General features: G+C 73.1%; 22 protein-coding genes. 15 read left to right on the forward strand and 7 right to left on the reverse strand.

The window, feature by feature from the left end; translation table 11 throughout:
- Window positions 1–65 precede the first annotated feature (65 nt).
- Complete coding sequence (gene recO, locus ACH47X_RS21040; RefSeq protein WP_397406630.1) at window positions 66–812, forward strand: DNA repair protein RecO; 747 nt, start codon at window positions 66–68, stop codon at window positions 810–812.
- The gene (locus tag ACH47X_RS21045) at window positions 812–1,609 is read left to right on the forward strand and encodes an isoprenyl transferase (RefSeq protein WP_397406632.1); all 798 of its coding nucleotides are present in this window, start codon (window positions 812–814) and stop codon (window positions 1,607–1,609) included. The genes recO and ACH47X_RS21045 overlap by 1 nt, the downstream gene beginning before the upstream one ends.
- 33 nt (window positions 1,610–1,642) lie before the next feature.
- On the opposite strand, the gene ACH47X_RS21050 is transcribed toward ACH47X_RS21045, so the two are convergent.
- The 5 genes from ACH47X_RS21050 to ACH47X_RS21070 form a co-directional block, all read right to left on the reverse strand.
- On the reverse strand, window positions 1,643–2,695 hold the full coding sequence (locus ACH47X_RS21050) for an iron-siderophore ABC transporter substrate-binding protein (protein ID WP_397406635.1): 1,053 nt from the start codon (window positions 2,693–2,695) through the stop codon (window positions 1,643–1,645).
- 124 nt (window positions 2,696–2,819) lie between these two features.
- Window positions 2,820–3,611, reverse strand: coding sequence for an ABC transporter ATP-binding protein (locus ACH47X_RS21055; protein ID WP_397406637.1), 792 nt, complete (start codon window positions 3,609–3,611; stop codon window positions 2,820–2,822).
- The gene (locus ACH47X_RS21060) at window positions 3,608–4,642 is read right to left on the reverse strand and encodes a FecCD family ABC transporter permease (protein ID WP_397406639.1); all 1,035 of its coding nucleotides are present in this window, start codon (window positions 4,640–4,642) and stop codon (window positions 3,608–3,610) included. The genes ACH47X_RS21055 and ACH47X_RS21060 overlap by 4 nt, the downstream gene beginning before the upstream one ends.
- A complete protein-coding gene (locus ACH47X_RS21065) occupies window positions 4,642–5,688 on the reverse strand; it encodes a FecCD family ABC transporter permease (protein ID WP_397406641.1) in 1,047 nt (348 codons plus the stop codon). The genes ACH47X_RS21060 and ACH47X_RS21065 overlap by 1 nt, the downstream gene beginning before the upstream one ends.
- Window positions 5,689–5,734: 46 nt before the next feature.
- Entirely contained in the window at window positions 5,735–6,274 is a 540-nt protein-coding gene (locus ACH47X_RS21070) for a hypothetical protein (RefSeq protein WP_397406643.1), read from the reverse strand.
- Window positions 6,275–6,592: 318 nt separating this feature from the next.
- Between ACH47X_RS21070 and ACH47X_RS21075 the strand changes: the two genes are divergently transcribed.
- Window positions 6,593–7,348, forward strand: a complete 756-nt coding sequence (locus ACH47X_RS21075; protein WP_397406645.1) for a helix-turn-helix domain-containing protein — start codon at window positions 6,593–6,595, stop codon at window positions 7,346–7,348.
- A 9-nt stretch (window positions 7,349–7,357) separates the two neighbouring features.
- On the opposite strand, the gene ACH47X_RS21080 is transcribed toward ACH47X_RS21075, so the two are convergent.
- Window positions 7,358–8,764, reverse strand: coding sequence for a glycine--tRNA ligase (locus ACH47X_RS21080; protein WP_211240181.1), 1,407 nt, complete (start codon window positions 8,762–8,764; stop codon window positions 7,358–7,360).
- 146 nt (window positions 8,765–8,910) lie between these two features.
- Here ACH47X_RS21080 and ACH47X_RS21085 point away from each other — a divergent pair, with 146 nt between their 5' ends.
- The 7 genes from ACH47X_RS21085 to amaB all read left to right on the forward strand — a co-directional run bounded on the left by ACH47X_RS21085 (window position 8,911) and on the right by amaB (window position 16,347).
- The gene (locus tag ACH47X_RS21085) at window positions 8,911–9,879 is read left to right on the forward strand and encodes a metal ABC transporter substrate-binding protein (RefSeq protein ID WP_397406647.1); all 969 of its coding nucleotides are present in this window, start codon (window positions 8,911–8,913) and stop codon (window positions 9,877–9,879) included.
- Window positions 9,880–9,893: 14 nt separating this feature from the next.
- Complete coding sequence (locus tag ACH47X_RS21090) at window positions 9,894–10,697, forward strand: metal ABC transporter ATP-binding protein (protein WP_397406649.1); 804 nt, start codon at window positions 9,894–9,896, stop codon at window positions 10,695–10,697.
- A 2-nt stretch (window positions 10,698–10,699) separates the two neighbouring features.
- Window positions 10,700–11,629 carry a metal ABC transporter permease gene (locus ACH47X_RS21095; RefSeq protein WP_142042760.1) on the forward strand — a complete coding sequence of 310 codons (930 nt, stop codon included), beginning with the start codon at window positions 10,700–10,702 and terminating at the stop codon, window positions 11,627–11,629.
- Window positions 11,629–12,024: a Fur family transcriptional regulator gene (locus ACH47X_RS21100; protein WP_397406651.1), complete on the forward strand. Its 396-nt coding sequence runs from the start codon at window positions 11,629–11,631 to the stop codon at window positions 12,022–12,024. Before ACH47X_RS21095 ends, ACH47X_RS21100 begins: the two co-directional genes overlap by 1 nt.
- Window positions 12,025–12,152: 128 nt before the next feature.
- The gene (locus ACH47X_RS21105) at window positions 12,153–13,388 is read left to right on the forward strand and encodes an NAD(P)/FAD-dependent oxidoreductase (RefSeq protein ID WP_397406653.1); all 1,236 of its coding nucleotides are present in this window, start codon (window positions 12,153–12,155) and stop codon (window positions 13,386–13,388) included.
- 17 nt (window positions 13,389–13,405) lie between these two features.
- Entirely contained in the window at window positions 13,406–14,815 is a 1,410-nt protein-coding gene (gene hglS / locus ACH47X_RS21110) for a 2-oxoadipate dioxygenase/decarboxylase (RefSeq protein ID WP_397406655.1), read from the forward strand.
- Window positions 14,812–16,347 carry an L-piperidine-6-carboxylate dehydrogenase gene (gene amaB / locus ACH47X_RS21115; protein WP_397406657.1) on the forward strand — a complete coding sequence of 512 codons (1,536 nt, stop codon included), beginning with the start codon at window positions 14,812–14,814 and terminating at the stop codon, window positions 16,345–16,347. The genes hglS and amaB overlap by 4 nt, the downstream gene beginning before the upstream one ends.
- Window positions 16,348–16,453: 106 nt before the next feature.
- Here amaB and ACH47X_RS21120 read toward each other — a convergent pair whose 3' ends face one another.
- Complete coding sequence (locus ACH47X_RS21120) at window positions 16,454–17,710, reverse strand: hypothetical protein (protein WP_397406659.1); 1,257 nt, start codon at window positions 17,708–17,710, stop codon at window positions 16,454–16,456.
- A 219-nt stretch (window positions 17,711–17,929) separates the two neighbouring features.
- Between ACH47X_RS21120 and ACH47X_RS21125 the strand changes: the two genes are divergently transcribed.
- From ACH47X_RS21125 to ACH47X_RS21145, 5 genes are read left to right on the forward strand one after another with little or no spacing between them, the layout of a single operon-like run.
- Window positions 17,930–19,213, forward strand: coding sequence for a hypothetical protein (locus ACH47X_RS21125; RefSeq protein ID WP_397406661.1), 1,284 nt, complete (start codon window positions 17,930–17,932; stop codon window positions 19,211–19,213).
- Between the two features lie 45 nt (window positions 19,214–19,258).
- The gene (locus tag ACH47X_RS21130; RefSeq protein ID WP_397406664.1) at window positions 19,259–20,035 is read left to right on the forward strand and encodes an ABC transporter ATP-binding protein; all 777 of its coding nucleotides are present in this window, start codon (window positions 19,259–19,261) and stop codon (window positions 20,033–20,035) included.
- Complete coding sequence (locus ACH47X_RS21135; RefSeq protein ID WP_397406666.1) at window positions 20,032–20,790, forward strand: ABC transporter permease; 759 nt, start codon at window positions 20,032–20,034, stop codon at window positions 20,788–20,790. Before ACH47X_RS21130 ends, ACH47X_RS21135 begins: the two co-directional genes overlap by 4 nt.
- A 10-nt stretch (window positions 20,791–20,800) precedes the next feature.
- On the forward strand, window positions 20,801–21,976 hold the full coding sequence (locus ACH47X_RS21140) for a sensor histidine kinase (RefSeq protein ID WP_397406668.1): 1,176 nt from the start codon (window positions 20,801–20,803) through the stop codon (window positions 21,974–21,976).
- Window positions 21,973–22,578, forward strand: a complete 606-nt coding sequence (locus tag ACH47X_RS21145) for a response regulator transcription factor (protein ID WP_397406670.1) — start codon at window positions 21,973–21,975, stop codon at window positions 22,576–22,578. Before ACH47X_RS21140 ends, ACH47X_RS21145 begins: the two co-directional genes overlap by 4 nt.
- Window positions 22,579–22,587 lie beyond the last annotated feature (9 nt).

A 22,587-nucleotide genomic window follows, 5' to 3' on the forward strand; every position in this document is an offset into this window, starting at 1 on the left:
GCGTCGCCGCGACCGGAAAGCACAGGGCGTGCCTGAGTGTCGGTGACTGGGGGCAGAATGGCTCTGTGCCCCTGTACCGAGACGACGCGATCGTGCTGCGTACCCAGAAGCTGGGTGAGGCGGACCGCATCGTCACATTCCTGACGCGCGAGCACGGGAAGGTGCGTGGCGTGGGCAAGGGTGTGCGGCGCACGTCGTCCAAGTTCGGCGCGCGGCTGGAGCCGTTCATGGCCGTCGACGTGCAGCTGCACACCGGTCGTAACCCCCGGCCGGGCATGGGGCTCGACACGGTGACGCAGGTCGAGACCATCGGCGCCTACGCCCGCGCGATCAGCGAGGACTACGGCCTGTACACGTCCGGCACGGTGATGCTGGAGGCCGCCGACCGGCTGGTCGCGCAGGAGCACGAGCCGGCGGTGCAGCAGTACTGGCTGCTCGCCGGCGGCCTGCGGGCCCTGTCGGAGCGGCACCACGACGCCGGCCTGGTGCTCGACTCGTACCTGCTGCGTGCGCTCGCGGTGGCCGGCTGGGCACCGTCGTTCGAGGATTGCGCGCGCTGTGGCGAGCCAGGCCCGCACCATTCGTTCAACGTGGCGCAGGGCGGCGCCGTCTGCCCGCGCTGCAGGCCGCCGGGCTCCACCGCACCCGCACCCGAGACCTTCGCCCTGCTGTCCTCGCTGCTCGCGGGGGACTGGGCGACCGCCGACGCGTCCGACGCGCGGCACCGCAAGGAGGCGAGCGGCCTCGTCGCCGCCTACGGCCAGTACTACCTGGAGAGAACGTTGCGATCGTTGAAGATGGTGGAGCGCTGATGGCCCGGAACGCGAACCGGGAGCTGGTCGCGCCCTTCCCGCACCCGTCCGGGGAGCGGGCCCCGCGGATCCCCAAGGAGTTCCTGCCGCGGCACGTCGCCGTCGTCATGGACGGCAACGGGCGCTGGGCGAACGCCCGCGGCCTGCCGCGCGTCGAGGGGCACCGGGCGGGCGAGAACTCCCTGCTCGACATGGTCGCGGGTGCGGTCGACGTGGGCGTCGAGTACGTCTCGGCGTACGCGTTCAGCACCGAGAACTGGAAGCGCTCGCCCGAGGAGGTGCGCTTCCTGATGAACTTCACGCAGGACGTGATGCGCCGCCAGTGCGACGTCATGGCGTCGTGGGGCGTGCGCATCCGCTGGGCCGGGCGCCGTCCGAAGCTGTGGAAGTCCGTGATCGACGTGCTCCAGGAGGCGGAGGAGCGCACCAAGGACAACGACCTCTGCACCCTGACGATGTGCGTCAATTACGGCAGCCGGGCCGAGCTCGCCGACGCCGCCGCGGCCATGGCGCGCGACGTCGCCGCCGGGAAGCTGGACCCGAAGCGGATCTCCGAGAAGACGGTGCAGAAGTACCTGTACCTGCCTGACCTGCCCGACGTCGACCTGTTCCTGCGGTCCTCGGGCGAGCAGCGCACGTCGAACTTCATGCTGTGGCAGGCGGCGTACGCCGAGATGGTGTTCCTCGACGAGCCGTGGCCCGACGTCGACCGCCGGCACCTGTGGCACGCGGTCGAGGAGTACGCGAAGCGCGACCGCCGCTACGGTGGGGCGCTGGACGCCCCCAGGCCGAAGTAGAACTCTCGCGAGAGTTCTACTTCGGCCAGGTGGTTACTTGTTCAGCGTCTCCGCCAGGGCGTCGATCAGCTTGGGCATGCCCTCGGGGTACTCGACCGAGAGCGCCGTCGGCGGGGAGACGGCCGAGACCGCGACGGTGCCGACCTGCTGCGCGACCATGCCGTTCTTGACGGCGGGCAGGGCCTGCAGCTCCTTCTTGTCGGGGAGCGCCGCGGCCTCCTCCTCGGTGTACGTGTAGGCCACGACGAGGTCGGACTCCAGCTTGTCGAGCTCCTCGTACGACAGCGTGTAGAAGAACGAGCCGTCGTCCGGCGCGAGCTCCTCGACGGCCGGGGCGGTCTCGAAGCCGAGGCCCTCCAGGAACCCGGCGCGGGGGTCACCGGCCCGGTAGACGTAGATCAGGCCCTCGTCGGGCGAGTCGACGATCGCGGCGACGGTCTTGCCCTCGAACTCGGGGTGCGCCTCGGCCTGCTCGGCCAGGTACGCGTTGATCTCGTCGACCTTGGCCTCGCCCGCGGCGCTGCGGCCCAGGGCGGCGTCCGTGGCGGTGATGATCTCGTCCCACGGCGTCTGCCAGGCGGTCTCCGGGTAGGCGACCGTCGGGGCGATCTCGCTGAGCAGGTCGTACTGCTCCTGCGTGATGCCCGAGTACGTGGCGATGATGACGTCGGGCTCGGCGGCCGCGAACTCCTCGTAGGGCACGCTCGCGCCGGCCTCGGCGTCGGTCAGCACGGTCGGGTGCTCGACGCCGGCCTCGTCGTAGGCCTCCTCGACCCAGGGGAGCAGGTTGCCCTCGCCCACGGTCCAGGTCTGCTCGGCGACGGCGACCGGGAAGACGCCCGCGGCGATCGCGGCCTCGGTCGAGCCCCAGCCCCACGTGGCGACACGCTCGGGCGCCGCCTCGATCGTGGTCTCGCCGAGCGCGTGCTCGATGGTCAGGGGGAACTCGTCGGTGGCGCCGGAGGCATCGGCGGACGGCGTCGTGTCGCCGCCTGTGGCCGGCTCTTCGGACGCGCAGCCCGCGAGGGTGAGGGCGGCCGCGGCGACGAGGCCGACGAGCGCTGCGAGGGATCGGCGAGATCGCACGGTTTCTCCCGGGGGTTTCAGTCGAACGACCGGCGGGGTGCCGGTCGAGATGAGGTAACCCTAACTGCATTAGGTCACGTTGATGTTGCGGAATTGCGAGTGGTCTGAGTGAGGTAAACCACGCCTACTTCGAGTGGAAACGGCCTACCGGGACCACCAGGGGGGAGCCCGCGACGGGGTCGGGTACCACCTGGGCGCGCAGCCCGAACGCCTCGTCGACCACCTCGCGCGTCAGCACGTCCGACGGCGTCCCCTCGGCGACGATCCGGCCGGCCGACATGACGACCAGGTGGTCGGCGTACCGGGCGGCCAGGTTGAGCTCGTGCAGCACCATCGCGACGGTCGTGCCCCGGTCGCGGTTCAGCTCGGTGAGCAGGTCCAGCAGGTCGAGCTGGTGGCGCACGTCGAGGAACGTCGTCGGCTCGTCGAGCAGCACGATGTCGGTCTGCTGCGCCAGCACCATCGCGATCCACACGCGCTGGCGCTGCCCGCCCGACAGCTCGGCGACCGGCCGGTCCGCGAGCTCCGCGACCCCCGTGGACTCGAGCGCGGTGGTGACCACGGCGTCGTCGTCGGAGGAGTGCCTGCCGAACCAGCCCTGGTGCGGGTACCGGCCGCGGCTGACCAGCTCGGCGACCCGTACGCCGTCCGGCGCGATGGACGACTGCGGCAGCATGCCGACCTTGCGCGCGAGCTCCTTGCGCGGCATCGCCGTGATGTCGGCACCGCCGAGCGTGATGCGGCCGCCGTCGAGCGGGTGCAGTCGGGCGAGCCCCCGCAGCAGCGTGGACTTGCCGCAGGCGTTCGGCCCGACGATCGCGGTGATCTTGCCGTCGGGCAGCGTCAGGTCGAGGCCCTCGATGACCTTGAGGCCGTCGTAGCCCAGGCTGACGCCCTCGGCGCGCAGGTTGGTCATCGGCTCCTCTTCTCGTTCGTGGCGAGCAGCCACAGCAGGTAGGGGGCGCCCACGAGCCCCGTGACGACCCCGACCGGAGCCGCGACGCCGAGCAGCCCGTGCTGCGCGACGACGTCCGCGACCAGGGTCAGGGCGGCGCCGGTCACGGCGGACGCGACGAGCGCGGCGCCGCCGTCGTTCACCAGGCGGCGCGCGATGGCGGGCGCGACCAGGGCGACGAACGCGATGGGGCCGGAGGCACTGGTGGCGAGCGCGACGAGCGCGACGGCCAGCAGCAGTGTGCCCACGCGGGCGGCGTCGACGTGCACGCCCAGGGCGCGCGCGTTGTCGTCGCCCAGCGCGAGGGGGCCCTGGGTCCGCGAGACGACTGCGACCGCGAGGGACAGCACGAGCGTCCCGACGGCGACGAGCGTGAGCTGCTCGCCGCGGACGTCGGAGATGGACCCGACCGTCCACGTCAGGACGGCCGCAGCTTCGTGCTCCTGCGCGCGGGCCAGGGTCCAGGCGATCAGGGACGAGCCCAGGTACGCGAACCCGACGCCCACCAGTACGAACCGGATCGAGTGCAGGCCCCTGCGCCACGCCAGCAGCCAGATCGCCAGGGCGACGAGCGCCGCGCCCGCGAACGCGATCCCGGACAGCGCCACGCCGCTCAGCCCGAGGGCGAGCACGCCGAGCACCGCTCCGAGGCTCGCGCCGGTCGAGATGCCGAGGATGTCGGGGGAGGCGAGCGGGTTGCGCAGGGTCGACTGGAAGAGGGCGCCGGCCAGGCCGAACGCGACGCCGATCACGACGGCGGCCTCGATGCGGGGCAGGCGCAGCTTCTGGATGACGAAGACGTCGCCCTTGTCGCCGAGGCCGAGGACGCCGGCGATCGCCTGGCCGGGGGTCAGGCCGGCGGCGCCGATCAGGAGCGCGACGGTCCCGGCGCCGAGCACCACGAGGACCATCCCGGACACGACGAGCGTCTGCCGGCGGCGCCGGACGGTGCGCAGCTCGGCGACGGTGCGGACGGTGACGGCGGCGGACATCAGGCCCCCACCACGTTCCGGCCCCGGGCGACGGCGACCAGCACCGGCGCGCCGAGCAGTGCGGCGACGACGCCGGCCTCGAGCTCGGAGCGGGGCAGGACCAGCCGGCCGAGCACGTCGGCGGACAGCAGCATGACCGGGCCCAGCAGCGCACCGACCGCCATGATCCAGCGGTAGTCCGTGCCCACGAGACGGCGCGCGGCGTGCGGCACCACGAGCCCGACGAGCGCGATCGGCCCGGCGAGCGACGTCGCCGTGCCCGCGAGCAGCACGATGGCGACCGCCGCGAGGGCGCGCGTGGTGCCGACCCGCTGCCCGAGTGCGGTGGCGACGTCGTCCCCGAGGGCCAGCATGTTGAGCCGGTGCGCGAGTCCCGCTGCCAGGACCAGGCCGACGACGATGAACGGCCACAGTGCCGTCACGGTGTCCAGGCCGCGGCCCGTCAGGGAGCCGACCGACCAGAACCGGTACAGGTTGAACGCCTGCTGGTCGCGCAGCAGCACGAGCGTGATGAGCGGCGTGATCAGCGCGGTGACGGCGGCGCCGACCAGTGCGAGCCGCACCGGCTGGCCCCGCCCCACCGAGAACACGATCGCCGCCGCGACGGCGGCCCCGAGGAACGCGAACCACACGTAGCCGATGGGCGAGGTGATCCCCAGCAGCCAGACGGCGCAGACGACCGCCAGCGACGCACCCGAGTTCAGCCCCAGCAGCCCGGGGTCGGCGATCGGGTTGCGGGTGACACCCTGGATCAGCGTGCCCGCCATGCCGAGCGCGACGCCCGCCGCCAACCCCACGACGGTGCGCGGCAGCCGCTGCTCCAGCACCACGTCGTGGTCCATGAGGCCTGCGACCGGAGCTGTCAGCGCCCGCCACACCTCGGCCGGGTTGATGTCGCGGACGCCGAGCGCGAGGCTCGCGAGGACGACGAGCGCCAGGGCGACGACCGCCGTCAGCAACGCGAGCGTCCGGCGTCGGGCACGGCGGGCTACGGCTTCCGCACCCTCACGGCGTCCCGCGGGCGCAGCCGCAGGTGAGGTAAGCATTGCCTAAGCATTCCACAACGCCGGGCATGGTCGGTACGCGCCCGGATCAGGAGTACGAGTCGCAGCCCCAGCCGTCGTCGTCCGCGTCGAGGCGGTGGTAGTCCTTGGTCCCGACCCAGACGGTCTTGCCGACGTCGGAGCAGTCGAGGTCGGGGTTGCTGGGCGTGATCGGGCACTGCCACCGGCCCGCGGTGTAGACGCAGGCGTTGTCACGGGCGGAGTCGGACCGCAGCGAGCCCGTCTTGCCGCCGAAGCTCACGGTCCACGTGCCCGACTTCGTCGCGGTGGTCCTGAAGGAGTAGGTCCCGGTCCTGGTGGTCTTGATCTTCGCGATCTTCTTCGACGCGACCGGCCCCGCCGGGTCGAAGCGGACGATGAGCTCCCGCCCGGACAGGACGCGCCACTTCCCGTCCCTCTTGTACGTGAGCTTGCCCTTCAGGACGACCGACTTGCCCTTCGCGACGGTGTCCGGCGTGGCCTGCGCCGTGATGTTGGTCGTGTAGCCGGTCGCGGCCTGCGCGGGGACGGACGCCGTGAGAGCAAGTGCGAACACGCTCACCAGGGCGACGATGATTCGACGGAACATGCGGGACCAGTCTCTTCCTCGAGTACGGAGTGCCTTCGAATGCGGCACGCTATGAGTCCCAGACCTGTTCAGGTGCTGTTTCTGACACGATTCCCCCCGACCTCACCCGGGTGAACCCGGGCGCCGGCCTCCGGGAAGTGCGTATGTCTCCCAGGTGTGTTGCCGTCAGCCGACAATGTCTACGCAGAGCAACACTCCCGGCAGGTACACCTTCCCTCCGAGGAGATGTCCGTTCCTGGTGCGCAGCCCGCGACCGGGTTATCCACAGGCTCGGGGGCTCGCCCCGCGCCGTGGAGGCCCGCCCGGCACGATGAACCGATGGCACTCGACGGATCCCGGCTCGACGCAGCTCGGCTCGACGCAGCTCGGCTCGTGAAGAGAGCGCGGCACTCGGCCCGGCAGACGCAGGCGAGCCTGGCCGGGCGAGCGGGCGTGGCCCGGGGAACCGTCGCGGCGATCGAGACGGGAGCGCGGTCACCGTCCTGGGACATGCTGACGGCGCTCCTCGCGGCCGCGGGCATGCAGATGCGGATCGAGCTGGAGCCGCTCGACGCGGACGTGCGGCAGCAGATCGTCGAGCACCGCCACGACCCGGACCTGCCCGCCCGGGTCTGGTTCGCGGTGGAGGGGATCGAGGACCTGGCGGACCTGGACCTCCGGGTCGAGGGGCTCGCGGCGGCGGCGCTGCTCGGTGCGCCGGTGACTGCGGGCGATCCGCAGATCGCCGTCGCGCGGACCGAGCGGTCGATGGAGTGGCTCGCCGACAAGCTGGGGCGGGACCGGATCCGGCTCCGTCCGCCGAGCTGGCTGGGGCACGCGTGGCCGCGCACGCCGCAGGAGGCGTTCGACCTGATCGAGACGGAGTGCCCCGACGGCTGGATCATGGTGCGGGGCTACTTCGGGGAGACGCCCGTGCGCTTTGCGCCCGCGGAGGACGTTGCCCGGCACGTCCTTGTCGCGAACGGCGAGCGGCCGATCCCCGTGCAGCCGCTGCACGAGATCGAGACCACGGACCGGAACGCGGCGCGCGTCCTGCGCCTGCTGCGGGAGCAGGCCCAGGACGCGCGCGACTAGCGTCTGCGCTCAGGCCCCGACGAGGTGCCCGGCCAGGTACCCGACCACCTTGTCCAGCGCGACGCGCTCCTGCTGCATCGTGTCGCGGTGGCGGATGGTCACGGCCTGGTCGTCGAGGGTGTCGAAGTCGACCGTGATGCAGAACGGCGTACCGATCTCGTCCTGGCGGCGGTAGCGCTTGCCGATGGCCTGCGTCACGTCGTAGTCGATGTTCCAGTACTTGCGCAGCTCGGCGGAGAGCTTCTCCGACGTCGGCAGCAGGTCCGCGGTCTTGGACAGCGGCAGCACCGCGGCCTTGACGGGGGCCAGGCGCGGGTCGAGGCGCAGCACGGTGCGCTTGTCGACGCCGCCCTTGGTGTTGGGCGCCTCGTCCTCGGCGTACGCCTCGACCAGGAACGCCATGAGCGAGCGGGTCAGGCCGGCGGCCGGCTCGATGACGTACGGGTAGTACTTCTCGTTCGTCACCGGGTCGCGGTAGGCCAGGTCCTTGCCGGAGCTCTCCGTGTGGGTCTTCAGGTCGAAGTCCGTGCGGTTCGCGATGCCCTCGAGCTCACCCCACTCGCTGCCCTGGAAGCCGAAGCGGTACTCGATGTCCACGGTGCGGGTCGAGTAGTGCGACAGCTTGTCCTTGGGGTGCTCGTAGTGCCGCAGGTTGTCGGCCGAGATGCCCAGGTCCGTGTACCAGTTGGTGCGGTAGTCGATCCAGTACTGGTGCCACTCCTCGTCCTCACCCGGCTTGACGAAGAACTCCATCTCCATCTGCTCGAACTCACGGGTGCGGAAGATGAAGTTGCCCGGCGTGATCTCGTTGCGGAACGACTTGCCGATCTGGCCGATGCCGAACGGCGGCTTCTTGCGCGCGGCGGCCGCGACGTTGGCGAAGTTCACGAAGATGCCCTGCGCCGTCTCGGGGCGCAGGTAGTGCAGGCCGGACTCGTCCTCGACGGGGCCCAGGTACGTCTTCAGCATCATGTTGAAGTCACGGGGCTCGGTCCACTGGCCGCGGGTACCGCAGTTGGAGCAGACGATCTCGGCGAGGCCGCCCTCGGGGGCGCGGCCCTTCTTCTCCTCGAACTCCTCGATCATCTGGTCCTCGCGGAACCGCTTGTGGCACGAGAGGCACTCGGTGAGGGGGTCGGTGAACACGCCGACGTGGCCGGAGGCCACCCAGACCTGGCGCGGCAGGATGACCGACGAGTCGAGGCCGACGATGTCGTCCCGGCTCGTGACCATGGCCCGCCACCACTGCTTCTTGATGTTCTCCTTGAGCTCCACGCCCAGGGGGCCGTAGTCCCACGCAGAGCGCGTACCGCCGTAGATCTCGCCCGACGGGAAGACGAAACCTCGTCGCTTCGCGAGCGAGACGACGGCGTCGAGCTTGGCGGTCTGCGCAGAGCGCACTGACTTGTCGGACACGAGGGATCTCTCCAGGGGAACAGGTGGAAGTAACGTCCGCCCAGCCTACCGTCCGGGCCGGTCGAGGCCCGCGTGAAATAGCGCGTGACCGACCTCTCGGCGCCGATCTTTGACAACGGTTCTCAACAAGCGTGAGAATCGTTCTCATGACTTCGACTCGCGCCACGGGCGCCGCACTGACCAGCCTCGTCCTCGCCGGCACGGCGGCACTCGCAGGCTGCTCGGCGCAGGACCAGGGTGGTGCGGCGGGCGGGTCCGACGGCGTCGTCGTGCTCGCGTCGTTCTACCCGCTGCAGTACGTGGCGCAGCAGATCGGCGGCGACCTGGTCACGGTCGACAACCTGACCCCGCCCGCCGCCGAGCCGCACGACCTCGAGCTCTCGCCGGCGCAGGTCCGCGAGATCGGCACCGCTGACCTGGTGGTGTACCTGTCCGGCTTCCAGACCGCCGTCGACGAGGGCGTCGAGTCCCGCGCTCCCGAGCACGTGGTCGACGCCGCGGACGCCGCCGGGCTCGTCGAGCACGCGGAGGAGACCGAGGAGGAGCACGCGGAGCACGCCGCGGAGGGCGACGACCACGACCACGGCGCCACCGACCCGCACTTCTGGCTGGACCCGAGCCGGCTGGCCGCCGTCGGGCAGGCCGTCGCGGACGAGCTGGCCGCCGTCGACCCGGAGCACGCCGACGAGTATGCGGCGGGCGCCCTCCAGCTCGGCCAGCGCCTCGACGACCTGGACCAGGAGATGGCTGACGGCCTCGCCGCCTGTCAGGGGGCGACGCTCGTGACGAGCCACGCCGCCTTCGGCTACCTGGCCGACCGGTACGCCCTGGAGCAGGTGGGCATCTCCCAGCTTGACCCCGAGGCGGAGCCGTCCCCCGCGCGCCTGCGGGAGATCGGTGACGTGGTGAAGGAGAACGGCGTCACCACGCTGTACTCCGAGACGCTGGTGAGCCCCAAGGTCACCGAGACCCTGGCTTCCGACCTGGGCGTCGAGACCGCCGTGCTGGACCCGCTGGAGGGCCTGTCGGAGGACGCCACCGCCGCGGGCGACGACTATGTCTCCGTGATGCAGGCGAACCTGAAGGCGCTGGAGGAGGGGCTGGTCTGCGAATGACGGACACTAGGCATGTGACCGAGCCCGGCGAACCCGTGATCGAGGCGCGTGGCCTGCACTTCCGTGCGGGCGCGAGCCACATCCTGCGTGGCATCGACCTGACGGTCGAGCGTGGTGAGGTGGTCGCGCTGCTCGGCGCGAACGGCTCCGGGAAGTCCACGCTGGTCAAGTCGCTGGTCGGCATCAACGTGCCGTCGGACGGCAGCGTGCGGCTGCTCGGCGAGCCCCTCGGGGCGGGCGGGCGCGGCAGCCGGGTCGACTGGAGCCGCATCGGCTACGTGCCGCAGCGGTCGGGCGCGGGCGGTGGCATCCCGTCGACCGCGCAGGAGGTGGTCGCCTCGGGCCTGCTGCACGGGCGCCGGCTGCGGCTGCCGCGCGGCTGGCGCCAGCGGGTCGCCGTCGCGCTGGAGCAGGTGGGCCTGGCCGACCGTGTGCACGACCCCGTGCACCTGCTGTCGGGCGGGCAGCAGCAGCGCATCCTCATCGCGCGCGCCCTGGTGCGCGAGCCCGACCTGCTGGTCCTGGACGAGCCCGTGGCCGGCGTCGACGTGGCGAGCCAGGAGGCGTTCGCGGCCACGATGAAGCGCCTGGTCGACGGTGGTCTCACCGTGCTCGTCGTGCTGCACGAGCTGGGCGAGCTCGAGCCGCTGGTCACGCGCGCCGTCGTGCTGCGGCACGGCAAGGTGGTGCACGACGGCGCCCCGCCGCCCGCCCGCCACGACCACGACCGTGCGGGGCACCGCCACCAGCACCCGCACGCCGACGACAACGCCCTGGACACCGAGTCCCGGGCCCTGGACCTGGAGGTGCGCCCGTGATCATGCTCATGCTGACCGACCCGTTCATGCAGCGGGCGCTCATCGCCGCCCTCCTGGTCGGCGTCACCGCCCCCGTGGTCGGCACCTACCTGGTGCAGCGCAAGCTCTCCCTGCTCGGAGACGGCATCGGGCACGTGGCCCTCACCGGCGTCGCGCTGGGCTGGCTCGTGGGCGCGGGCATGGGCCTGACACCCAACGACGCCCTCGCGATCCCCGGCGCCGTGGTCGCCGCGGTGGTGGGCTCCGTGCTCATCGAGGTGGTCCGCCGCCGCGGCCGCACCTCCGGCGACCTCGCGCTGGCCATCATGTTCTACGGCGGCATCGCCGGCGGAGTGCTGCTCATCGGCATCGCGGGCGGTTCCTCGGGCAACCTCATGCAGTACCTGTTCGGCTCGATCTCCACGGTGTCCGACGCCGACCTCTGGCTCACCGTCGTGCTCTCGCTCGTGGTGCTGACCGTCGGCGTCGGGCTGCGGCACGCGCTGTTTGCCGTCAGCCACGACGAGGACTTCGCCACCGCCTCTGGCCTGCCTGTCTGGGCGCTGAACGTGGTGGTCGCCGTCGTCTCCGCGCTGACCGTGACCGTGGCCATGCGCGTCGTGGGCCTGCTGCTGGTCAGTGCGCTCATGATCGTGCCCGTCGCGATCGCCCAGCAGGTCACGCACGCGTTCGGGCGCACCATGCTCACCGCTTGCGTCGTCGGCGTGGTGGTCTGCCTGACGGGCCTGAGCATCACCTACTGGTACAACGTCTCGCCGGGCGCGACTATCGTGGTGCTCGCCATCGGGGTCTACGCGGTGGTCTCCGTGCTGGCGCCGCTGCTGAGCCGGCGGCGACCCGTGCACGACCCGCATCCCGACCTGCCCGACGACGTCGACCTGCCCGCGGCCGCCACCGAGCGTGCGGCCGCCGCCGCGAAGGAGTGCCGCTGATGACCGCACGCATGACCCGCCAGCGCACCGCCGTCGTCGAGACCCTCGACGAGATGGCGGACTTCCGCTCGGCCCAGCAGCTGCACGAGGCCCTGCGTGCCCGCGGCGAGTCCGTGGGGCTGGCCACCGTCTACCGGGCGCTCCAGGCGCTCGCGGAGGCGAGCGAGGTGGACGTGCTGCGCGCGGAGGACGGCGAGAGCCTGTACCGCCGCTGCGCCCGCCGCGAGCACCACCACCACCTGGTGTGCCGCCTGTGCGGCCGCACCGTCGAGATCGACGGCCCCACGGTCGAGGCCTGGGCCTCGAAGGTGGCCGCTGCCCAGGGCTTCGACGACATCGAGCACACCATCGAGCTGTGGGGCACGTGCGCGGACTGCCGCGCCGCCGCACGGTGACGCGCGCGCGGTGATCTGACGGCGCAGCCGGCCCGCTTCAGCACCTGATTCCACCGACCTCGGGGCCTATCGCAAGAACAATTCCGGTGTGGGCCCATCTCGGCCGGAGCGCGTGGCAGGATGCGTGCATGACCTCACCACGGCGCCCCGCGGACCGCCGGGGCCCGCTGCCCGCCCGCGCCGAGGTGGTGGTGGTCGGCGGCGGCGCGCTCGGCGCGTCGGTGGCGTTCCACCTCGCCGAGGACGGCGTGGACGTGCTCCTCCTGGAGGCCGAGGAGCTGGCCTCGGGCAGCTCGGGCAAGCCCATCGGGGGAGTGCGCGCGCAGTTCTCCGACCCGGCCAACGTCGACCTGGGCAACCGCAGCCTGGACCTGTACGAGGACTTCGCCGCCCGCCCCGGCGCGGACATCGGGCTGCAGCAGCCGGGCTACCTGTTCCTCCTGCCGGGCGCCGACGACGTCGCGCTGTTCGAGGAGTCCGTGGCGATGCAGAACGAGCACGGCGTCACCAGCCGCATGCTCGGCCACGACGAGGTGCGCCGCCTCAACCCGTACGTCGACGCCGACCGCTACGCCGGGGCGGCGTACGCCGCGCGCGACGGGTTCGCGTACCCCCACGCCGTCGTCGAGGGCTACGCGGCGGGCGCCGAGCGGCACGGCGCGACCGTCCGCACCCACGTGACCGTGCAGGACGTCGAGACGCGGGGCGACGCCGTCGTCGCGGTCTGGACCGACCAGGGCCGGGTGCGCACGGGCGCCGTCGTGCTGTGCACCGGCGCGTGGACCCGCGACCTGGCCACGAAGGCAGGCCTCGACCTGCCCGTGGACCCGTACCGGCGGCAGATCGGGTTCACGCCGCGGCTGGACCCCGCGCCGCCGCGCATCCCGTTCACGATCGACTACGGCACCACGTTCTACTTCCACAACGCGGAGCCCGGCGGCCTGCTGCTCGGCATCGCGGACCCCGAGACGCCGATCGCGTTCGAGCGCACCTACGACCCGGGCTGGCTGCCGCTGCTGCGCGGGGCGATCGGGGGCTGCGCGCCCGGGCTGACCGACGTGCCGGTCGCGCGCGGCTGGGCCGGGCTGTACGAGATGACGCCGGACCACAACGCCCTGATCGGCGAGGCCACCGGCGTGCCCGGCCGCGTGCTGTACGCCACGGGATTCTCGGGGCACGGGTTCCTGCAGGCCCCCGCCGTCGGCGAGGTGGTGCGCGACCTGTACGCGGGCCGCCCCCCGGCGATCGACGTGTCCGGGTTCAGCGCGGACCGGTTCGCCGCGGACGACGAGCCCACCCCGCCCACCACCAGCACCCGCACCACGAGCCCAGGGCGACGAGGCCCTGAGGCGAACATCATCTGAAGGACAAGGAGAGACCGATGCCGGCACCGGCGTTCCTCGAACCCTGGCAGCTGCGGGCCGCGTTCGCGCGCAGCCTCTCGGACATGTACGGCAAGGAGGTGCCCGCCTACACCACGCTGCTCGACGTGTCGCACGAGGTCAACGCGGACTTCGTGACGCAGCACGGCGCGGACGCCGAGCGGCTCGGCTCCATCGCGCGCGTCACCGCGGAGCGGCACGGCGCCATCCGGGTCGGCACCCCCACCGAGATGTCCCAGGTGGCGCGGGTCTTCGGCGCCATGGGCATGCGCCCGGTCGGCTTCTACGACCTGCGGGACGCGTCCTCCAGCTCGGTCCCCGTGATCTCCACGGCGTTCCGCCCGATCGAGCGGTCCGAGCTGGCCCGCAACCCGTTCCGGGTCTTCACGTCCATGCTGGTGACCGCCGACCGCCGGTTCTTCACCGCCGACCTGGAGCGGCGGCTGGAGAACTTCCTCGGCGCCCGCACGCTGTTCGGCCCGGACCTGCTCGCGCTGGCCGACCGCGCGGAGGCCGAGGGCGGCCTGCCCGAGGACCAGGCCGCCGAGTTCCTGCGCCTGGCCACCGCGGCGTTCGAGCTGTCCGCCGAGCCCGTGGACCAGGCCTGGTACCGCGAGCTGGAGGCGGTCAGCGCCGTGGCGGCCGACATCGGCGGCATCGCCTCCACGCACATCAACCACCTCACGCCCCGCGTGCTGGACATCGACGACCTGTACGCGCGCATGGAGGCGCGCGGCATCACGATGATCGACGCGATCCAGGGCCCGCCGCGCTGGGAGGGCCCGGACGTGCTGCTGCGGCAGACGTCGTTCCGCGCCCTGGCCGAGCCCCGCACCTTCCGCACGGCCGACGGCGAGATCATCAGCGACTCCCTGCGCGTGCGGTTCGGCGAGGTCGAGGCCCGCGGCATCGCTCTGACCCGCGCGGGCCGCGCCGCCTATGACGCGGCAGTGGTCGAGATCGACGAGGCGGCCGCCGCGGCCCGCGCCGACGACCCGGGCTTCACGGAGGCGCAGCGCCAGGAGATCGCCCGCGCCGTCTGGCAGAAGACCTTCCCGACGACCGAGGCGGCGCTCGCCGACCAGGAGCTCGGCTGGTTCACCTACGAGGTGGACCCGGCCGGCGCGGGCGTGGTCCGCCAGCCGATCGTGTACGAGGACTTCCTGCCCCGCTCCGCGGCCGGCATCTTCCAGTCCAACCTGACCTCTGACGGCGCCAAGGACGCCAGCCAGGAGGGCACGGACCGGGACGCGGACTGGATGGCGGGCGCGCTCGGCCGCGACCTGAACGACCCCTTCGACCTGTACGCCGACCAGGTGGCCAGGTCCCTGGCCACCGCCGCCGAGACCCTCGGTGTCGACCCGGCCACCCTCACCACCACCCACCGCACAACGGGAGCAACGCGATGACCAGCACCACCACCGACAGCCCGCTGACGACCGAGCTGCGCGACACCGCGCTGGCCGCCCTGGAGCGGCTGGGCGCCACCGTGCCCGCGGGCACGGGCCTGCCCGTCGTGTCGCCCCTGTCCGGGCAGACGCTGCTGGAGCTGCGCCGCGCCGGCGCCCCCGAGGCCGCGACCGCCGTCGGCGAGGCCGCCGAGGCCTTCGCGACGTGGCGCTCGGTGCCCGCCCCGGTGCGCGGGCAGGTCGTCAAGCGTCTCGGCGAGCTGCTCACCGAGCACAAGGCCGACCTCGCGGAGCTCGTCACCATCGAGGCGGGCAAGATCACCAGCGAGGCCCTGGGCGAGGTCCAGGAGATGATCGACATCTGCGACTTCGCCGTCGGGCTCTCGCGGCAGGTCGGGGGCCGCACCATGCCGTCCGAGCGGCCGGGCCACCGCCTGATGGAGACGTGGCACCCGATGGGCGTCGTCGGCGTGATCAGCGCCTTCAACTTCCCGGTCGCGGTGTGGTCCTGGAACACGGCCGTCGCGCTGGTCTGCGGCGACACCGTGGTGTGGAAGCCGAGCGAGAAGACCCTGCTGTCCGCCGTCGGCGCGGCCGCGCTGCTCGACCGGGCGCTGGCCGAGGCCGGCTTCCCGGCCGGGGTCTCGCAGCTCCTGCTGGGCGACCGCGAGGCCGGCGAGGCGCTGGTGGCCGACCCGCGCGTCGCGCTCGTGTCCGCGACCGGCTCGGAGCGCATGGGCCAGCAGGTCGCGCCCGTCGTCGCGGCGCGCGGCGGCAAGTACCTGCTGGAGCTGGGTGGCAACAACGCGGCGATCGTCGCGCCGTCGGCGGACCTCGACCTCGCCGTGCGCGGCGCGGTGTTCTCCGCGGCGGGCACGGCCGGGCAGCGCTGCACCTCGCTGCGCCGCCTGATCGTGCACGAGTCGATCGTGGACGACGTCGTCACCCGGCTCGCGAAGGTCTACGAGAGCCTCCCCGTGGGCGACCCGCGGACCGAGGGCACCCTGGTGGGCCCGCTGGTCGACGCCGGCGCGCGCGACCGCATGCTGGCCGCCGTCGACGAGGCCGTGACGGCGGGCGGCGAGCTCGTCGTGGGCGGCACCGTCGTCTCGGTCCCGGGCGCGGAGGACGCCGCGTACGTGCACCCGGCGATCGTCCGGATGCCGGAGCAGGCCGACGTCGTCAAGCGCGAGACGTTCGCGCCGATCCTGTACGTGCTGACCTACTCGGAGCTGTCCGAGGCGATCGCCGTGCACAACGACGTCCCGCAGGGCCTGTCGTCCTCGATCTTCACGCTGGACGTGCGCGAGGCGGAGACGTTCCTGTCCGAGGTCGGCTCCGACTGCGGCATCGTGAACGTCAACATCGGCACCTCCGGCGCGGAGATCGGCGGCGCGTTCGGTGGCGAGAAGTCGACCGGCGGCGGCCGCGAGTCCGGCTCGGACGCGTGGAAGCAGTACATGCGCCGGGCGACGAACACCGTGAACTACTCGACCGAGCTGCCGCTGGCGCAGGGCGTCAACTTCGGCTGACCGGCTCCGACCGGCTCCCGCCGGACGGGCGACGGCCCGGCTCCACGCGTCAGAGCGCGCGGGGCCGGGCCGTCGTCGGCCCTGCCGGGGCCGGATCAGGAACCGCTCAGGAGGCGGCCGCCGGGATGGCCATGAGGGAACCCGTCTCGGTGGTCGGGTCCGTGCTCGGCGCGTACCGGTTCACCGAGGCGATGGGCACGCCGAGACGCGCCGCGACCTCCTCGATGCTCAGGTTCTGGGCCCACCGCAGCACGCGGATCTCGCTGATCTGCGCCGTGGTGAGCGCCGGTGCCTGCTCCGCGGGCGCCGCGACAGGCGCGGGGGCGGGGGACGACGCGACCTCGGTGGAGAGCTCCTCCCAGTCGGCGACGGGTGCCTCGACGGGCTGGCTCACCGGCAGGGCGGTCCGGTCCGCCTTCACGGGCGCGTACTTGTCCTGCAGGTGCAGCCGCTCGGCGCTGATCGTCTCGGCGGCCTCGGCCTGGGCCGGGGCCGCCTCCGCGGGGGCCTCCTCGACGCGGGCCTCCTGGGCAGGGGCCTCCTCGTCCAGGACTCCCTCGACCGGGCTCCCGTCCTCCGGGTTGATGGGCAGCGCGAGCTTCGGCAGCACCATCTCGGTCAGGGCGGCGGCGCGCGCGGCGGCCTCCTCCGGGGTGCGCCGGGGCGCGTCGGGCTCCGGCATCCACTCGCCGGCCAGCGTCGCGGCCTCCTGGACGACGTCGCGGATGGTGCGCTCCGACTCCAGGTGCGGGCGTGTCACCTCCGCGGTCACGGCCGCGGGCACGTGCCGGTGGACCCGGCCCACCGCGGCGTTGACGTCGGCGATGCGGGCCGCGCGCTCCTCCTCGGGGGCGATCTGCGCCAGCCGCACCGCGTCGAGCATGTCCAGCACGGCCGTCTGCCGGTCGTTGTGGATCTCCGCGGCCCGGTCGAGGGCGCGCGAGCTGGAGGCCGACTGGAAGAACAGGTGGACCGCGACCGCGGCCAGGACGGGCGCGACGGCGCGGGAGATGGCGAAGATGCCCTCTCCGAGCAGCCAGCCGTGCCAGGCGGCGAGCGCGCCGGAGAGGATGCCGACGACGATCGCGCCGCCGAGCCAGCGGGCGTGCCCGGACACCGGGCGGCCGGTCTCGAGCGCGCGGTCCGCGCGGCGGCGGCCCTCCCAGGCCAGGCCGATCACCAGCGCCTCGTAGGCGACGCCGAGGGCGTAGCCGAGCCGCGGGCCCTCATAGGCAGCGATGGTGTGCGACATGCCGATGTAGGCCCAGGCCGAGAGCCCGAAGGCACCCAGGGCGAAGCCCGGGTTCCTCCGCGTGTCGGCGATGACCGCCGGTACGCGTCGGGGACGTTTCTCCGATGCCATGTTGGGTAAGTCCCTTTCGGTCAGAACAGGTGAGTGACGGTTGGGATGGTGCAAGGCTGATCTTCGTCTACTTTGCGTCCTATGCGCTCTTCACGCCGAAGATCGACCTCAATCTTTTATCGAACGATCTTCCCGGGCGCTCGAATCGGGGCTAAAAGTTATCCACAGATGATCCCGGGTGATCCGGCAAGATCATAGTTCCTGCCGAATGATGTCGCTATGACTTCAACGCTTTTCGCCGCACCCGAACCGGCCGCCGCGCTCGACCTGCTGACGTTGCGCGAGCGTCTCGATCTCGCGACCCGGCTCACCCACCGGCTGGTCGGGCACGTGCTCCGGCCGGCCAACGCCGACGCCGTGGCCCGCCAGGTGGCCTACGTCCGCACCGAGTCGCCCGTGCGCGTGAGCGACGTGGACCCGGAGCAGTACGAGGAGGTGACCCGGGACTGCGCCATCGACATGCTGGTGCACGCCGGACCGCGGGAGACGGGCGGTTCCCTGGTCCGGCGACTGCTCGGGGAGGCCCCGGCCGCCGGGCCGGGCCCCGCTCCCGGGGACGACGGTACAGCCCCGGCAGGCCTGATGATCGACGACGCCGAGCGCGCGCTGCTGGAGCAGTGGCGCGACGGCGGGGTGCTCGGCTACTTCGTCGTGACCGACCTGGTGGACGAGCACGCGGTGCTGCACAACCTGGAGGACGACCTGGAGTACCGCGTCTTCACGGGCCGCTCGGAGATCCGCTCGGTCGCGCTGGTCCCGGGGCTGCTGCTGTCCGGGCGGGTCCTGCCGGTCGGCGCGGCCTGGCTCTTCGCGGGCACGCCGGCGGTCTTCTCGCCGGACGTCATCGACGGCGTGGTGCGCGCCGTCGTCGCGCTGCTGACGTCGTCGCCGTGCCCCGCCTATCGCAACCCGCGCACGCTGGCCCGGGCCCGCGAGCTCGTCGCCGACCACCACCGCACCTTCCGGGACCTGTTCGGGGACGTCGTGGTGGAGGGCACGGCGTCGCACGTCCTGGACTGCTGCCTGCGGTTCAAGGACCGGATCGGCGCCCCGGCGGAGGAGTTCGCCCTGTTCGGCGCCCTGCGCGACGTGCGCCGGCTGCCCGACGACGCCGCCGACCCCGACGACGTGACGTTCGCCCTGGTGCACCACCCGGTGCGGGGGCTGCGGATGCTCGACTGGTACGCGCAGCTCCGCGAGGTGCACACCGCACCGCTGCTGCCGTGGAAGCCCCGGCGGCTCGCGCAGGTGCTCGCCGACCCGGACGCGCCGTCGTGGGTGCTGGCCCTGCTCGCCGAGCGCCACCCGGACCACCTGGACGCGCTGTACCGGGCGGCGTCCGGCCGACCGGGCTTCGTGTGGGCGCGGGACGGCGCCGCGCTCCTGCGGGACCGCGAGCCGGAGGCGGGCCGGGACGAGCCGGGGATCGTCATGGCCTCGTCGATCATGGGGCGGGTGCCGCCGCCGGAGGTCGGCATGACGGATGTCATCCCGACCTCGTGACACCCGGCAGCAGTACCGCCCGCGGCGCCGCAGCAGGGTGGAGGCATGACAACGACCAGCAGCTACGCCATCGAGGCCAGGGGCCTCGTCAAGGAGTTCCGCGGCGCCCGAGGCACCGTCCGCGCCGTCGACGGGCTGGACCTCGTGGTCCGGCCCGGTGAGGTGGTGGCCTTCCTGGGGCCCAACGGCGCCGGCAAGACCACCACCGTCGACCTGGTCCTCGGCCTGGCGGCCCCCACGGCGGGGACGGTCCGCGTGCTCGGCAAGGAGCCGGCCCGGGCGATCGCCGACGGCCAGGTCGCCGCGGTGATGCAGACCGGCGGCCTCCTGCGGGACATCACGGTGGGGGAGAGCGTCGAGCTCACCGCCGCACTGTTCGGCCGCACGAGTCCGGCCGGGCCGTTCCTGGAGCGCGCCGGGATCGCCGACCTGGCCGATCGCACGGTCGGCAGGTGCTCCGGCGGTCAGCAGCAGCGCCTGCGGTTCGCGATGGCCCTGGTCTCCGAGCCGGACCTCCTCCTGCTCGACGAGCCCACCGCCGGCATGGACGTGCGGGGCCGGCGCGACTTCTGGACCGCGATCCGGCACGACGCCGAGGCCGGCCGCACCGTCGTGTTCGCCACGCACTACCTCCAGGAGGCCGAGTCGTACGCCGACCGGGTGGTCCTGATCAGCCAGGGCCGCCTGGTCGCGGACGGCACCGTGGCCGAGGTCAGGGCCCTCGCCGGGTCCGGCAGCCTCGAGGACGTCTTCCTCGATCTCACCGCGGAACCCGCCGCGGACCCCTCCGCCCGAACCACGGCCGAAGGAGGCACCCGATGACCGCCGTCTCCCAGCCCGTCGCGATCCGCGCCTACGTGCGGCTCGAGCTGCGCCGCACGCTGCGCGACCGCCGCACCCTGCTCTTCTCGCTCCTCGTGCCGCCCGCCGTGTTCCTGTGGGCCGGCACCTCCGCCGACCACAGGGCCACCGAGGTCGGCCCCGGCACCAACCTCACGGCCTCGCTCCTGGTCTCCGTCGCGCTGTACGGCGCGCTCCTGACGGCGGCGTCGGGCGGCGCGGGGGTCGCCGTGGAACGTGCCCAGGGCTGGACCCGCCAGCTCCGCCTCACACCGCTCGCGCCGTGGGCCTACGTGCAGGCCAAGGTGCTCGCCGCGATGGCCGTCGGCGCGGGCTCCGTGCTCGTCACCCTCGCGGTGGGCGCGTTCGCGGGAGCCCGGATGCCGGCGTCCGCCTGGGTCCTGTGCGCGGTCGTGGCCTGGGCCGGCTCGCTCGTCTTCGCCGCGTTCGGTCTGCTCATGGGGTACCTCCTGCCCACCGACGGCGTGCTCAGGTACCTCAACCTCCTCCTGACGGCGCTGGCGTTCGCCGGCGGCCTGTTCCTGCCCTTCGCCGACGGCACCCCGATGGCCGCCCTCTCCCGGGTGATGCCCACCTACGGCCTCGCCGAGCTCGCCCGCGCGCCGCTGGGCGGCGGTTCCGTGGAGCTCCTCGCCGTGGTCAACGTCGTGGTCTGGGCCGCGGTCTTCCTCGCCGGAGCGGCCTGGCGGTTCCGCAGCGAGACGGCCCGGGTGTGAGGATGACCGCGTGACGACCGACAACGAACCCACGGGCGGGCGCGTCACCGGCCAGGCGCCGCGACGGGCGTGGACCGGCCCGCTGCTGGCCGCGATCTGGATCATCTTCCTCGCCGTGCCGCTGCGCGATGCCGCCGCGGCGGCGAACGTCCCGCTGCGCGTGGCCGGGGTGGCGGGCGTCGCGGGGCTCGGCGTGCTGTTCGCCTGGTCGTTCGTCCGGCACTGGTCCGGCCGGACGACGACGCGGCGCACCGCGGCCCTGGTCGTCCTCGCCCAGCTCGCGTGCGTCGCCCTGGTCGCGCTCGCCGCCGGGCAGGCGGCACTGATCGGCCTCGTGTTCGTGGCGACGACGGTGGTCACGCTCGCGTCCCCGCGGGTCGCCGCGGCGGCAGTCGTCGCCGTCGTGCTCGCGCTGGTGGCGCTGCCCCGCGTGGTGCCCGGCTGGCGGCCCGACGACGGCCTCGTGCTCACCACCCTGCTCGCCGCCCTCGCCATGTACGCCTTCCGCCGCGCCGCCGAGCGCAACCGCCGCCTCCGCCTCGCGCAGGAGGAGGTCGCCGCCCTCGCCGTCGCGCAGGAACGCGACCGCATCTCCCGCGACATGCACGACATCCTGGGCCACTCCCTGACCGTCGTGTCCGTCAAGGGCGAGCTCGCCGCCCGGCTCCTGCGCCGCGACCCGGCCGAGGACGGCGCTCCCGCCCGCGCACCCGGCGTCGAACGCGCCGAGGCCGAGCTCACCGAGATCCAGGCGCTCGTCCGGTCGGCGCTCGCGGACATGCGTGGCATGGTGTCCGGCGAGCGGCAGGTCACGCTCGCGGGCGAGCTCGCCGCCGCCCGCTCGGCCTTCGACGCCGCGGGCATGGCCGCCGAGCTTCCCGGCACGGTGGACGACGTCGCCGAGGACTGCCGCGACGTGTTCGCCTGGGCGCTGCGCGAGGGCACCACGAACGTGCTGCGGCACGCCGCCGCGCGCCGCGTCGTCGTCGCCCTGACCCCGGCAAGCCTCGTGATCGACGACGACGGACGTGGCCTGCCCCCGGACCGGCCCACGTCGTCGGGCGGGAACGGGCTGCGAGGGCTGACCGAACGGGCCCGGGCCGCGGGCCTCGTGGTCGAGACCGGGCCGAGCCCGCTGGGCGGCGTCCGCCTCGCGGTGCACACCGACCGAGAGGACCCCGCATGATCCGCCTGCTGCTCGCCGACGACCAGGCCCTGGTGCGCGGTGCGCTCGCCGCGCTGCTGGACCTGGAACCGGACCTGGAGGTCGTGGCCCAGGTGGGGCGCGGCGACGAGGTGGTCCCGGCCGCGCGCGAGTCGGCGGCCGACGTCGCCCTGCTCGACGTCGAGATGCCCGGCCTGGACGGCATCGCCGCGGCCGCCGCGCTCGCCGCGACCCTGCCCGGCTGCCGGTCGCTGATCGTGACCACGTTCGGGCGCCCCGGCTACCTGCGGCGCGCGCTCGACGCGGGCGCCAGCGGGTTCGTCGTCAAGGACACGCCCTCGGGCCGCCTCGCCGACGCCGTGCGTCGTGTGCACTCGGGACTGCGCGTGGTGGACCCCGACCTGGCGGTCGCGTCGCTGACCGTGGGGGCCAGCCCGCTCACCGAGCAGGAGTCGCGCGTGCTGACCCTGGCGGCCGACGGCGGGACCGTGGCCCAGGTCGCGGGCGAGGCACACCTGTCGGAGGGCACGGTGCGCAACTACCTGTCCTCTGCCATGGGCAAGACCGGCGCGCGGACGCGCGCCGAGGCGGTGCGGCTCGCACGGGAGAACGGATGGCTGTGAGACCGGTCC

It is taken from the genome of Promicromonospora kroppenstedtii (genome assembly GCF_044389675.1).
Lineage (GTDB): Bacteria > Actinomycetota > Actinomycetes > Actinomycetales > Cellulomonadaceae > Promicromonospora > Promicromonospora kroppenstedtii.